Annotated in this window: 12 protein-coding genes and 2 riboswitches; of the genes, 6 read left to right on the forward strand and 6 right to left on the reverse strand. The window is 34.5% G+C overall.

Features of this window, described 5'->3' with window-relative positions; all coding sequences use genetic code 11:
* Window positions 1–181 precede the first annotated feature (181 nt).
* Both metE and H9636_RS13600 read right to left on the reverse strand, forming a co-directional pair.
* Window positions 182–2,479: a 5-methyltetrahydropteroyltriglutamate--homocysteine S-methyltransferase gene (gene metE, locus H9636_RS13595; RefSeq protein ID WP_191708117.1), complete on the reverse strand. Its 2,298-nt coding sequence runs from the start codon at window positions 2,477–2,479 to the stop codon at window positions 182–184.
* 161 nt (window positions 2,480–2,640) lie between these two features.
* Window positions 2,641–2,820: riboswitch (cobalamin riboswitch) on the reverse strand.
* A 178-nt stretch (window positions 2,821–2,998) separates the two neighbouring features.
* Window positions 2,999–3,517, reverse strand: a complete 519-nt coding sequence (locus H9636_RS13600) for an FIVAR domain-containing protein (RefSeq protein WP_191708118.1) — start codon at window positions 3,515–3,517, stop codon at window positions 2,999–3,001.
* Between the two features lie 432 nt (window positions 3,518–3,949).
* On the opposite strand from H9636_RS13600, the gene H9636_RS13605 reads away from it, so the two are divergent.
* Window positions 3,950–4,273: a MazG nucleotide pyrophosphohydrolase domain-containing protein gene (locus tag H9636_RS13605; RefSeq protein ID WP_191708119.1), complete on the forward strand. Its 324-nt coding sequence runs from the start codon at window positions 3,950–3,952 to the stop codon at window positions 4,271–4,273.
* 114 nt (window positions 4,274–4,387) lie between these two features.
* Here H9636_RS13605 and H9636_RS13610 read toward each other — a convergent pair whose 3' ends face one another.
* Complete coding sequence (locus H9636_RS13610) at window positions 4,388–4,849, reverse strand: DUF523 domain-containing protein (protein WP_191708120.1); 462 nt, start codon at window positions 4,847–4,849, stop codon at window positions 4,388–4,390.
* A 261-nt stretch (window positions 4,850–5,110) separates the two neighbouring features.
* Here H9636_RS13610 and H9636_RS13615 point away from each other — a divergent pair, with 261 nt between their 5' ends.
* The 5 genes from H9636_RS13615 to H9636_RS13635 all read left to right on the forward strand — a co-directional run bounded on the left by H9636_RS13615 (window position 5,111) and on the right by H9636_RS13635 (window position 10,489).
* On the forward strand, window positions 5,111–5,614 hold the full coding sequence (locus H9636_RS13615) for a DinB family protein (RefSeq protein WP_191708121.1): 504 nt from the start codon (window positions 5,111–5,113) through the stop codon (window positions 5,612–5,614).
* 451 nt (window positions 5,615–6,065) lie between these two features.
* Window positions 6,066–6,152, forward strand: a riboswitch (cyclic di-GMP riboswitch).
* A gap of 128 nt (window positions 6,153–6,280) precedes the next feature.
* Window positions 6,281–6,649 carry a hypothetical protein gene (locus H9636_RS13620; protein WP_191708122.1) on the forward strand — a complete coding sequence of 123 codons (369 nt, stop codon included), beginning with the start codon at window positions 6,281–6,283 and terminating at the stop codon, window positions 6,647–6,649.
* 54 nt (window positions 6,650–6,703) lie between these two features.
* The gene (locus H9636_RS13625) at window positions 6,704–7,414 is read left to right on the forward strand and encodes a hypothetical protein (RefSeq protein ID WP_191708123.1); all 711 of its coding nucleotides are present in this window, start codon (window positions 6,704–6,706) and stop codon (window positions 7,412–7,414) included.
* Between the two features lie 45 nt (window positions 7,415–7,459).
* Complete coding sequence (locus H9636_RS13630; protein WP_191708124.1) at window positions 7,460–8,626, forward strand: methyl-accepting chemotaxis protein; 1,167 nt, start codon at window positions 7,460–7,462, stop codon at window positions 8,624–8,626.
* Window positions 8,627–8,845: 219 nt separating this feature from the next.
* Window positions 8,846–10,489, forward strand: coding sequence for a pyridoxal phosphate-dependent decarboxylase family protein (locus H9636_RS13635; RefSeq protein ID WP_191708125.1), 1,644 nt, complete (start codon window positions 8,846–8,848; stop codon window positions 10,487–10,489).
* Window positions 10,490–10,595: 106 nt separating this feature from the next.
* Here the strand turns inward: H9636_RS13635 and H9636_RS13640 are convergent, their stop codons facing one another.
* The 3 genes from H9636_RS13640 to H9636_RS13650 all read right to left on the reverse strand — a co-directional run bounded on the left by H9636_RS13640 (window position 10,596) and on the right by H9636_RS13650 (window position 12,674).
* The gene (locus H9636_RS13640) at window positions 10,596–10,772 is read right to left on the reverse strand and encodes a hypothetical protein (RefSeq protein WP_174232716.1); all 177 of its coding nucleotides are present in this window, start codon (window positions 10,770–10,772) and stop codon (window positions 10,596–10,598) included.
* A 175-nt stretch (window positions 10,773–10,947) separates the two neighbouring features.
* Window positions 10,948–11,664 (reverse strand): class I SAM-dependent methyltransferase, encoded by a 717-nt coding sequence (locus H9636_RS13645; protein ID WP_122973537.1) that lies wholly within the window; start codon window positions 11,662–11,664, stop codon window positions 10,948–10,950.
* 374 nt (window positions 11,665–12,038) lie between these two features.
* Entirely contained in the window at window positions 12,039–12,674 is a 636-nt protein-coding gene (locus tag H9636_RS13650; RefSeq protein WP_191708126.1) for an ABC transporter ATP-binding protein, read from the reverse strand.
* Window positions 12,675–13,264 lie beyond the last annotated feature (590 nt).

Here is a 13,264-nt window from a genome sequence, read left to right on the forward strand (position 1 = left end):
AGGTATACATCCTACTCATGAAACAAACTGAACGAGTCCTTCTTCTCGAAAAATATTTCGCTTATTCATTACATATTGAAGGAGATTGTTTGTCACATTCTACACCCTTTGAATAAATAAAGCAGGCGGGTCTATTTACCTTTACCTACTTTATTTGTTATATTCAGATGTTTTTTATTGTTCAATTGGATTTTCCACTTACTACTTGTTCGCGTAATAGCGTTGCGGCCTTTACCATATTTTTGAGGGCTGCGATTGTTTCAGACTCCTGTCTCGTTTTTAATCCACAGTCCGGATTAATCCAAAATTGCTCTTTTGAAATGACTTGTAAACTTTCTTCTAATATTTTCATCATTTCCGATACATCAGGTACCCGCGGGCTATGGATATCATAAACACCCAAACCAATCCCTAATTCATATGGATACTCTTTAAGTGAAGAAATTAACTCGCCATGACTTCTAGACGTTTCTAATGAAATGACATCGGCATCTAATGCACGAATCGGGTCAATAAAGTCATTAAATTCGCAATAACACATATGTGTATGAATTTGCGTCTCATTTTTCACACTCGAAGTAGCTAATTTAAATGCATTGACCGCCCACGTTAAATAATTAGACCAATTTTCTTGGCGAAGAGGTAAGCCTTCTCTTAAGGCTGGTTCATCGACTTGGATAATGGCGATACCAGCTTCTTCTAAGGCTTGAATTTCTTGTCGTAGCGCTAAAGCGAGTTGTTTTGCAACGACTTCTTTTGGAACATCATTTCTAACAAATGACCAATTTAAAATGGTAACAGGACCCGTTAACATTCCTTTTACATGTTTGTCAGTTAGCTTCTGTGCAAATACCACTTCTTTAACGGTCATCGGGTTTGTCCACTCAACATCTCCATAAATGATTGGTGGTTTCACACAACGGGAACCATAAGAAACAACCCACGCATTTTCAGTAATCGCAAATCCCGTTAATTTTTCTCCAAAAAACTCTACCATGTCTGTCCGTTCGAATTCACCATGCACCAATATATCTAATCCGATTTCTTCTTGAATCCTAACCCAACGTGCCATTTCTTTTTCAATAAAGTGGGCATATAATTCATCAGTTAATTGTTTTTTACGCCACGCAGCTCGGGTCTTTTTCAATTCAACGGTCTGTGGGAAACTACCGATTGTTGTTGTAGGGAAATCTGGTAACTCCAATGCTTGTTTTTGAATATCCCTACGTTGTTCATATGGAAGAGCCCTCATATAATCCTGATCTGTCACCGATTTTAACAAACTTTGCACATTCCGATTTTGTCTTACCGGATGAGCTGCAAGGTTTCCTATGGCTACCATACTTTCTGAAACGACCTTTTCTTTCATCCATTGTTGCTTTTTTATAAAGTGAGTTATATGGACAAGTTCACTAATTTTTTCATCTGCAAAGGCGAGGGCATTTAATAGAACTGGTTCTAGCTTTTGTTCATTAACAGTAGTAACCGGAACATGTTGTAAACTGCAAGAAGATCCAATCCAAACAGATTGAACATTACTTAACTGCAATACACTCTGTATGTCAGCTACAACTTCCGCTATATTAGCAGCCCAAATATCACGCCCATTAATGCAGCCAATTCCTAATACTTTATCATTAGGGAATCCATGTTGACGTATGGCATTAATATTTTCTCTTTTCCCATGAACAAAATCTAAACCGATTCCCGCCACTGGTAGTTTTGATAATCTTTCATAAGATGTTAATGCTTCAAAGTAAGTTTGTACCATGATGTTCGCCGTTGGAACACTTTCTACTAGCTGTTTGTATAGTTCCTCTACAAGTTTTACCTCATCCTCTGATAATGATTTTGTCAAGGATGGTTCCTCCAACTGAATCCACTCCGCTCCAGCGTCTACCAATTGTTGGATTACTTCTGCATAAAGTGGTAGTAACTGTAAAATAAAGCTAGCTCGTGATTGATGATCATAACCTTTCGTTAAATCAATAAACGTATAAGGACCTATGAAAGTCGGTTTCGTCATGATATCCAGTTCGTTTTTTGCTTCTAAAAAATATTCTAATATTTTATTTTGCGATAGCTCTAGTCTAGCACCTTCATATTCCGGAACAATATAGTGATAATTCGTATTAAACCATTTGGTCATTTCACATGCTACGACGTTCTTTGCACCCCGTGCCATTGCATAATAACGTGTTAATGCTGTCTCATTTTCCATCGTTTGATAACGGGAAGGAACAAGACCAAACATAACAGCTAAATCTAACATACGATCATATAAAGTAAAGTCACCAACTGTAATATAGTCGATTCCTAATGCTCGTTGACGTTGAATATTTTGTAAACGGAGTTCCTTTAACTGTTCTTGAAACTGCTCCTCAGAAATCTCCCTTTTCCAAAAACTTTCTACAACCCTTTTCCATTGTCGGTTTTCACCAATATACGGATAACCCACTACTGTACTAATAACATCCATTTTGATAAGCCTCCTTTATTTTTTACATAACCCAAATAAAAAAGCTATTCCTGAATTCAGAAATAGCTTTGGACTTATCTATGCATAGTTAAAAAAGCGTAAAAAGTTCACTTTTTACGTTCATTTCGCACAGAACACCACCTATTTCCACGTAGGTATTTGGTGTGTACTAGAATTAGGCAGGTCTCCTGACTTTTCATCAACACAAGTCAATGCCTTCCCATTTACACAGTGGCATCTATTGACTTGCTCCGAATTCACAGTTGCGGGACAGTGTTGGATTTTCACCAAGCTTCCCTTTTAAGCTTATTCTCATAAGCACCTATTCTTACACGTTATGTAATTATTATGTATTATACCTAAAAAACAAAGGGATTGAAATATTCAAACTATTATTTTAGAAAAGAATTCCATTTTCAACAGCCCTTGTCAAAGAGCTATTTGTACATATATGGTTTACCTAACACCATAAAAACCAAAGCCATATTAACTCTTCTAACGACCTTTCTTTTCATTTTGTTAACTTACTTTTCTTCTACGTTTTTGCATCGTTATTAAAGCAAAGCCAACTAATAATAAAACAAGATCTACCATTATATAAGTAAAGGTATTTGTAGCTGTCTTAGGTAACATAAATCCTTTACTATCAAGAGCTTTACGAGCTTCTTTTAATGTATCTAACGCTTCGTCAACTTCTGACTGAGTAGCATGTGGGTCTGCTAAAACTTTTTTAGCATGCTCTAATGCTTCTGCGTACTTCTTCCAACTTGCTTCTGTATAATCGGATGCTTTTAATTTATTTGACTTACTTACTTCTTCCACAGGAAGTGCTTTATTAACCGTTAATGCTTCACGAGCTTTTACTAGTGATGCTAAAGCTTCTTCTACTTCCGATTGAGTAGCATTTGGATCTGCTAGTACTTTTTTAGCATGTTCTAATGCTTCCTCGTATTTCTTCCAGCTTTCTTTTGTATAATCCGATGCTTTTAATTGATCGGATTTACTTACCTCTTCTTCAAGGGGTGCTTTATTGACCACCAGTAGCCCCTTCTTCAAAATTACTATTCGGTAGTGGAGCTGATAAATCAATTTGAAGTGCTTTACCTTCTCCGTTGTCTTCATTATTTACAAAGGTAGTATTTTAATAGGAGATAACCTTAAAAATAAAAGTGGTTTTTTATTTGATGTTCTAAAATTTACAAACTATCATTTTATTAAAGTCAATATATATAAGGAGATGTCAAAGATGAGATTTGTTGTCGTCGATTTTCTATCATAAACTTAAACACTTATAGAACTCTTTTATTTTCTTAAAGTATTCTTAATCAACGTCAAAATATTTAAGATCTATAACAAAAGAATCATTTAAAATTGGACTACTAATTTAGGAGATAACCAACTACCCTCACCGAGCATTCCTGTTTTTTGATAAGCTAAATAGGAAGTGATGAATTGAGGGAGGTATTATTTGTGAATGTAAATGAATTTCAAGAATGGGTGAAAGCTTATTATGAGAAAAGAGGTTGGTCAGAATTAGATATATTTATTCGAATCGGCTTTTTAACTGAAGAAACTGGAGAAGTTGCCCGCGCAATTCGAACACTTGAAATTGGTAGGGATCGACCAGATGAAAGTAAGGGAACTTTAGAACAACAAAAACAAGAATTAACAGAAGAACTCGGGGATGTATTAGGTAATCTTATTGTAATTGCTAACAAATATGATATTTCTTTAGAAGAAATTTTTCATTCACATCGTGATAAATTAGATAAGCGATATCAACTACAAGAATAACTTTTGTTTTAATCACATAATTGAATTGAAATTTTTACATAAAAAAATCTCTTTAGAAAAGCAAATTTCTAAAGAGGTTTTTCTTTTATAAACTTTAATATATAATGCTTCTTATTATTCATCTACTAATTTTTCTAACTCTCGCTCAGAAATAACATTAATACCATGAGATTCTAATAACGCCGTCGTTACACCGACTCCGTTTATTTGTTCTCCTATAAACTTGCCGTTATATATTTTTTGACTACCACAAGATGGGCTAAATTCTTTCAACACTACATATGTAGCTTTCATTTCTTTTGCTATTTCTAGTGTTTTTTTAGCACCCTTTAAATATAATTCTGTCACGTCATTTCCAGAACGTTCAATTACTTTTGCTTTTCCTGCCAAAACATCAAATCCATCACCATTCATAATCTCAGCTGGTTCTCTAGGTGTGACAAAACCACCTAATAATTCCGGACAAATCGGGATAGCTTTCTGATCATCAATTAATTTTTGGATGGTACTATCCAAACATGACGTACCGTTGTATCTCACTGGGTTTCCAGCTAAACAAGAGCTCACTAAAATCATACGACTTCCACATCCTATTTAAACAACACTATCGCCTATTTCACGATTAGTATCTAGTTTCTTTTCATTATACTACAAACTAACGGTGCCCCAAATTTGTTTGAAGTTTATTGATAATCCAAAAAATAATCTCTCGTGGCTAAATCAAAAAAATATACTAGATTCCTGATTGTAATGGGATTTAGTCTTTTTCTATTTTAAGAAGAATATAATTAGTTTATAGAAGCATACAATTGAAAACCATTTTTTAGGAGGATATTTATGTTCCAAACATTAGACCATTTTATACGATCTTGGGAATTTGAAGCAGATGCTACACAAAGAATACTAAATCATTTAACAGATGAATCACTAAAACAGGAAATAACATCAGAGAATTGGACATTAGGGCGTATTGCTTGGCATACGGTTACTGCTATTCGAATTATTACTTCAAATACTAACTTATCGTTCGAAGCTCCCAATCAAGACTATCCCGTTCCTACTTCAGCTAAATTTATAGCAGATCGTTATCATCAAGCAAGTAGCACATTTTTGGAGGCTATAAAAAGCCAATGGACTGACAATACAATGAATGAAGTGATTGATTTTATAGGTCAACAAATCCCCATTGGTTCTCTGCTATTGTTTTTACTCCAACACCAAAGCCATCATCGAGGACAAATGACCGTTCTAATGCGGCAGGCAGGATTAGTTGTTCCAGGCATTTATGGTCCCTCAAAAGAGGAGTGGGCAAAATTTGGTATGGAAGCCCCCAAAATGTAGTGCATTACATTTTACAGAAATTGAAACCAGTAATTTTATTCAAGATTGCTAATTTATCAATCCTCTTAGTTTTTTAGTAAACGTACTAAGGGAAAGAATAGATAGACCCATAAAATATCTGCCATCTACATTAAGTAGATGGCCTTTTTAATTCCATTGCTCATTTGAATAACCTCTTGATTCTTTACTACAATTAATCGTTTTTTCATAGAATCCTTTTAAACCCTCTTTTTCTACGGACTGCTTCTGCCTTCTCTGAAGTGAATTTTAAGAATTCTTTTATCATGACATATCTTTTATCTTTTCTCACAGCATACGAATCTATAGTATAAAGGATGTATTCTTATATAAATGAAGAAAAAGACTATAATCCCAGTTCGACAAATTTTTTCAAGTAATTTATAATGTAATAGTAATACAATGACATATGATATTAGTGCTATTTCTTAAAAACTGAAAAAGGCAAACTTATCGAAAGGTAGGGACGCAAAGCTACGAGTCTAAAATCCTATTGGATAAAGATAGTCGGGTTGCCAATCTTAATTAATCCTTATTTGGCTATCCTTATCGACATCTAGGATAGTTTTTTGTTGCACTTTTAAGAAGGGAATGTGCAAAAATTGACAATGATAAGTAGTAGATTATAACAAAAAAGGAGTTTGTAAGATGATAGTGGTTGACAAAAAGAAATACAAAATGGCCATTAATGAAGTGGCGAAGGAAGTTCATGTGCAGGTAATCGGATTAATGAGGGAAGAAGATGCAGAAGGTTATATGGTTGATTTACAAGATACGATTAATAAAGTACCAAGACATGAATATACGTTTGTTGTCGATGGAACTCACCAAACACCTGTCCCGTCAAAGGTTGTTCCCCAGTTAGAACAAACGATGCAATTTTATTCTAGCCTAGGCTTTAAAAATGTCCTTGTAGTAAAACCTAAATCTAAAATTGCTCAAGTACAAATTCGAAATGCTCTTGAAAGAATTGATTTCACAGGTACGTTTATCGATAAAGTACAACACTCTCTATAATAGGTCCAATTGAAAGGAATTTTTTTAATTTTCAATTTGAAAGGAAGATCCTTAATGCAAACAACACAAGAGTTATATACATACGAAATTATAACGAAGGAACAACCTGACTTAATTCAGAAAGCAGCTGAGTGTCTAGCTCGTACCTTCATCGGCGTAGATGTTTCAGGGAAATGGGTTCAAGAACCAATGGTAGGTCAATTAAATATCGATTATGAAGATTTTTATCAATTTACAAAGGACTATTTAGACTCCACTGTAGAACAAGGATATTGCGCAATCGCACAAGATATTCATCAGAATGTGGTAGGTGTTCTTGCTGGAGATACAAATGCACCAGAGATTATCGGTGAAGATATATTTGAAGGTTCTTTTTATGATATGAATGTCATTCTTCGAGTTCTTGAAGATGTAGATAAACGTTTCATGGAAGATTACAAAAAACGAAACGGGAAAGACATTGAAGACGGAGAGTTATTACACCTCTTCATGTTAGGAGTTATCGCTGAACATGACCGTCATGAGATTATTCAGCAATTAGGAGAAAAATTGATAGCAAGGGCGCAATCACAAGGGGTGAAGGCGGTTTTAGGTGAAGCGACAAACCCGAAGTCGCTACGAGTAATGGAAAAATATCATAATATGAAAAAATATATTGATTTACAAGGCAATTATATTGTTCATAAATATCAGGACAATAGCAAGTTAAATGGAATTCCTACAAGTGTTGCAGATGGTACATATATCATTATAAGAGAACTATAAATATTGCTAATTCAATAATAATAGGCGTTAGGAGATTTGTTTATTATGGAAGCTATTATGCTAGGTATAATTGTGGTCTTATTGGGGGTATCGGTATATTTTGCTTATAAATACTATTCGCTAAAACATCACCCTCAAGTTAATAAAGAATTACTAAATGCAATGAAAGAAATCTCAGCAGGTAATATGATTCCTGTTGATGAAAAAAGTTCTAATCATACAGCCTTCAATCAACTAATTGAATTTTTCAGCAGTGTAAGAGAAAAGTTTTTTTCCTTTTCAAAAGATGTACAGGATAAAGGGAAAAATCTCGCAGAAATTGGTGAATATGCTTCTGAAAAAGCGGATATTGTTCGAGCGGCAATTGATGAGGTAGGTAGAGGATTAGAGAAACAATTAATCGCTACAGAGGAAAGCGCCGCATCTATGGAAGAAATCTCACAAGCGATTGATGATTTATCGGTACGATCAAACCAAATTTCGGAACAATCGAACGCTACATTAGAATTGACTCAAGAAGGAAACGAGAAGTTAAAGGATTCTTTAGTAAAAATGGAGCAGTTTAATCAAACTGTAAATACAACATTTGATGCCATAAATAAACTTGGAGAAAAATCTCGGGAAATCGGCCTTATTGTAAAGGTAATTACGGAGATTTCAGAACAGATTAATTTATTGGCATTGAATGCGGCCATAGAAGCTGCCCGCGCGGGTGAACACGGTAAAGGATTTGCAGTTGTTGCAGATGAGGTTCGTAAATTAGCAGAACAAACACGACAATCTTCTTCTGAAGTATCGAATATTGTGAAGAATATACAGGTAGAAACGGAAGTAGTTGTTAAGTCCATGAAGCAAGGAACGGAAGAATTTAAAGAGACAAATAATACGATTGTAGAGGTTGGAACAATGTTCGAAAAGATTCTATCTACTACAAAAATTATTGCTGAGAATAACGAAAATTCTTCTGCAAGTACAGAAGAATTATCTTCTGCTACTCAACAAATCATGGCAACAATTGTTGAGATAGCTTCTATTTCTCGTGAATCTGTTGAAATGTTTGAAGAGTTAATCGAAATTAGTGATGATGAATTGGATACAATGCAAAAACTTGTTCAAGAAGCAAAAAATCTTATCGAGTTAAAAGATCATGTAAACAAATTACTATTTGCCTCGGATCATGTTGGTGAAACTGTAGAAGCTAAAGTGAGTTAATATATAAGCTCAATATAGCAATATCAAGATAATCACCTTGCTGGCTTATATAAATAAAAGCGCTTCTCATAGGTTAATGCAACTTGTGGGAAGCTTTATTTTTGTGCAAGGCAAAACTATAACAAACTACCTTTCCGACGTAAGGAGTTAATCGATAGAATTCTATGTTCCATGAAATATAACAACAACTTCTAGTATAAACAGCAAGGAGGTAACTGCATGAAGGAAATACAAAAATTGTTCCCTAGTATGGATGGGAACGACTTTCAAAGAGAAGAAATATTATCCTACTTTAACACCGTTTTAACGAAAATTGATGAATTAAAAGATCCGAACAAACTAACGTTAGGTGAAATGCCTGAGTACACGGAAGATTACTATAATCGCGTCATTCAAAAAGCGACAATTCCGAAATTCGGTGTGTCGATGGATAATGTCGTACAAGAACTTCTAAAATTGGTGGAAGGACATCGGTTCGTCAATCGGAACTATGTAGCCAATGCAGCACCACTTCCGACCATTGCGAGTATCATTGGAAATTTAGTAATGGTCCTCGTTAATGGGAATAATCTATGGGATGTGGAGGGGCCAGCAGCGGCTACAGCAGAAGTCGAAGTAACTGCAATGTTATCTAAACTGGTTGGCTACGATGAAAACATGAGCGCAGGATATACAACTTGGGGAGGACAAGGGGCTGTCTTTAACTCTTTACGTCTTGCCATTGCCCGTTACGCACCATCTTCTAATCAAAAAGGTATACCGCAAAACCTTTATTGCTTCTGTTCTGAACTATCCCATTACAGTCTCTATAAATCTGTAGAGGCAACAGGGATTGGTGTAGAAAACATGATTCGCGTGAAAGCCAATGCGGATCATTCTATGAATCTAGAAGATTTAAAAGAAAAAATCGAGCAGGTTATTGCAAAAGGCGGCGTTCCGCTTTATATCCTTGCCACAATGGGAACGACGGATACATTTGGGATTGATGACATTGAAGGCATTAAGTATATAGCGGAAGAAATGGAACGTACATATAACATCGATCCAATTTATATCCATGCAGACTCTGCTATGGGGGGCATGTATACGTTCTTTAATCAATACGATTTTGAAGGCAATCCCTTACAATTGGAAGATAAAGTGAATGAAGTTTTAACATCCTATCAACAAAAATTTAAACAGATCAAGCTTGCAGATAGTATGGTCTTTGATTTCCATAAATTAGGGCAAACGCCATATACAACGAGTTTATTTTTAATTAAAAATAGAGAAAATCTAAAATATGTTGATTTAGATGCAGAGGAAACGCCGTATGTTGGAAATCGGGGCTATGGTAGTTATCATACAGGCTATACGCTTGAATGCTCGCGAATGGGAAGTGCTTTGTCCATTTATGCTTCGTTATTAGCATTTGGAATCGAAGGCTATCAAGAACTTTTAGCCAACTATATTCGTGTTAATATTGCATTTAGAGAGACTTTAACAAAAGAAATTTCGAATGTGGTGGTCACGAATGGGATTTCTCCGATTACAACATTCCGTTTTTATCCTGAGGAGAAAAAATGGAATGACGAATTGAACGGACTTTTAACCGTAGAAGAAATGATGGAAATCAATCAATTTAATGACGAGTTTGCAGAGATAATTGGTACCGACCGAGATACTATTTTCTTTGGGAATACAAGGAAGCAGCGCCTTGTGAAAGCAAAAAACTCAAACAATCCGATATCCATATATGCGCACAAATTTTTTGCGATTTCTCCATACACAACCATCGAAGAGGTCGATCGCTATGTTGCATTTTTAAAAGAACACTTAGAATTTTTTCTGAAAACAAAACGTAGTATGTTAACAAAAATCTAACAGAATTAAGATTGGTGCAAACGACTTTACTGTTACTTTAACCCCGTCCTAAAATTAGAACGGGGTTATGCTTGTCTACACTTTTCATTTATACGAAATTCTAGAATTAAATATTTTGAAAAAGTGAGATGGTTAGTATTAGTGTCGATAAGGAACCTGCAGACATTAAAGTTATTATTCTTCTTCCGTTCTTTTCTTTTGAAGATTTTGTAAGCTCCCGGGACACGGCAATCCATAAAACAATAGAAACGATAGCTACTATGGTAATAACATTTGTAGACATATTTGTTTCCTCCTTAAGTTATATTTTTTCCGAACCTGGATTAAAACCCTGTTACTTTATATACGAATTAGAAATATCAAAGTTTCATCATTGACCATTTTAAAGCAAATAAAAAAGAATCCTTTTGAAATCAAGATGGATTCCTCTCTTAATAAATTTTATAAAAACTCATTATTTATTTTACGCTGTGAAAAATAAACGATTTCGTTTCTGCAGATGCTTGCTGAAACTCCCAATCTCCATAGGCTTGAATTCGTGAAAAACCTACTTGTTGTAATGATTCATGGATGTTTTCTTGTGTTCGAAATTTTAATTGCATTTTTTCATGAACAACTATTTCACCTGTACGTGCAATTTTTACCGTTTCATAAAATGTAAAAACATCGTCTATGAACCCTTCATATTCTGTCCAAATTTCAAGTAATTCACCGCTCACCTGATCCGTTGCAACATCAGGTGTTTCATCTTTTTCCCACTCTTCCCACGCTTTTGCTAATGGATTACGAGTGTCAAAAATAAAGTGTCCTCCCGATTTTAAAGCACGATGCACATCTGAAATGACGTTCTGCCAACTTTCCTCTGTAAGAAACACTTGTGCAACATTCGCTGTCATAATAACGACATCATATGCATTGGTTTCTAAATTCGTACTATCCCCAACAATCCAAGTCACTTTGTCTGAATTCTCTTTTCTTTTCGCATATTCAATCGCTTCTTCATTCGGGTCAATGGCTGTAATATGATAGCCTGCTTTCGCAAAATGAGTTGTCAATCTTCCAGTTCCACAACCTAAATCAGCTAATTTTTTCGCATTTATCTTTTTTAACAGAGCTAAAAAGAATTCGTCGTCTTTGCCCCATCTATTAATTTGGTCATACACTAATGGAATCATTAAGCTATCCTCCTTCTAGTAAAACAGAACTTTACCAAAAAATATCACAAATTAATTTCTTTTATTAGATTTAAAACATAGTTTATTTCATATACCCTTTGATACAGTTTCCAACTTTATTATTTAGTTCCCGACTTTTTTGTCTTTCAACAAGTACTATTGGCTTGAAATAAAGTCTGATCAAAAGTTATCTAAAAATGTTAATATTAGAAACCCACATATATTGAAAAAAGTTTAATCAAAATACGTGGATTTAATATTTAAATGGATTTAGTTTTATAAAAAAGATTGATAATAAACAAAAGTCTCACCTATTAAAGTAATTCCTAAATAATGTGAAATTCATATACACTTTTTAAATGAATTAATTGAACTTATGATACTATGCTTAGCTCACCATTTTCGATTTTATAAACTGAATCGCAAAGTAGTTGAATATCTTCAGAATTATGACTAGCTAATAAAATAGTTACACCCTTAGCTTTTAAATCGAGTAAAAGGTTTCGAATGTCTTCAACACCACTCTCATCTAAAGCATTCATCGGTTCATCCAGAATTAATAATTTGGGGTTTTCCATAATCGCCTGTGCAATCCCTAATCTTTGTTTCATCCCTAATGAATATTTGCTAACAGGTCGAGTATCATTCGAATCTAGCCCTACTAGTTCCAAAATATTTTTAATTTCCACATCGTCTATTTTATTTAAAATTGATGCAAGAATTTTTAAATTTCTATAACCTGAATATTGCTTTAAAAATCCACTCGTATCCAGTAATGCACCTAAATCTTTTGGGAATTTTCCTTTTTCGATTGCATCACCAAAAATATTGATAGAACCTGCGGAAGGAACGATAAGACCTACTAAAGTTTTAAAAAAAACACTTTTCCCAGATCCATTTCTTCCAATAAAACCATAAATTCCTGGTTCATCAATTTCTAAGTTTATCCCCTTTAGTATTTCGTGATTTTTCACCTTTTTAGATAAATTCGCGATTTTTATTATTTGCATACAAATATACCTCCTTCACTTATGAAAAGAAATCTTTTCTTCCTCGATAGATAAAATAAGATATTGCATATAGTACGATGCTACTAAAAAATAAAATAATCGCAACCTGACGTAGTGCATTTCTTGTAGCAATACCTTGTTCTATCGTCCACACTTCACCAATCATTGCACTCGCGCATAGCGTCCTGCAAACGCAATACTATTTGGAGATCCACCAGAGTGAAAGATGACCGGTTGTCCTTGTGAAGGTAGGAATTGGCAAGGCTCCATTAGCATCCGATGAATCTCGTTTTGTGACAGGTACGGAATTAGTTATAGACGGTGGCTATACTGCAAAATAATAAAAGTTTATGAACGTATCTAACTCTCCTTTTTAAAATTTTTAGTTTTTTATTGTTGTTAAGTTCCTTCTTCAACTAACCTGCCTCGTTAGGTTAAGTACATTGTTTCACAATCTTACATAAAGTTTTAACATAAATATCCAGATGCCTTTTAAGAAGTTATTCAACAATATGGCCCGATCGTAATATGAGGTTAGCCAGATTTTTCTGGTTGACCTTTTTCGTTTAGGTCTTATTATAACGGTAGTC

It is taken from the genome of Ureibacillus galli, assembly GCF_014836845.1.
GTDB lineage: Bacteria > Bacillota > Bacilli > Bacillales_A > Planococcaceae > Ureibacillus > Ureibacillus galli.

What these genes read in the sequence shown, in the direction of transcription:
- metE (WP_191708117.1), bottom strand. Translation starts at nt 2,479, where the DNA reads ATGGATGTTATTAGTACAGTAGTGGGTTATCCGTATATTGGTGAAAAC.
- H9636_RS13610 (WP_191708120.1), bottom strand. Translation starts at nt 4,849, where the DNA reads ATGATTTTAGTGAGCTCTTGTTTAGCTGGAAACCCAGTGAGATACAAC.
- H9636_RS13615 (WP_191708121.1), top strand. Translation starts at nt 5,111, where the DNA reads ATGTTCCAAACATTAGACCATTTTATACGATCTTGGGAATTTGAAGCA.
- H9636_RS13620 (WP_191708122.1), top strand. Translation starts at nt 6,281, where the DNA reads ATGATAGTGGTTGACAAAAAGAAATACAAAATGGCCATTAATGAAGTG.
- H9636_RS13625 (WP_191708123.1), top strand. Translation starts at nt 6,704, where the DNA reads ATGCAAACAACACAAGAGTTATATACATACGAAATTATAACGAAGGAA.
- H9636_RS13630 (WP_191708124.1), top strand. Translation starts at nt 7,460, where the DNA reads ATGGAAGCTATTATGCTAGGTATAATTGTGGTCTTATTGGGGGTATCG.
- H9636_RS13635 (WP_191708125.1), top strand. Translation starts at nt 8,846, where the DNA reads ATGAAGGAAATACAAAAATTGTTCCCTAGTATGGATGGGAACGACTTT.
- H9636_RS13640 (WP_174232716.1), bottom strand. Translation starts at nt 10,772, where the DNA reads ATGTCTACAAATGTTATTACCATAGTAGCTATCGTTTCTATTGTTTTA.
- H9636_RS13645 (WP_122973537.1), bottom strand. Translation starts at nt 11,664, where the DNA reads ATGATTCCATTAGTGTATGACCAAATTAATAGATGGGGCAAAGACGAC.
- H9636_RS13650 (WP_191708126.1), bottom strand. Translation starts at nt 12,674, where the DNA reads ATGCAAATAATAAAAATCGCGAATTTATCTAAAAAGGTGAAAAATCAC.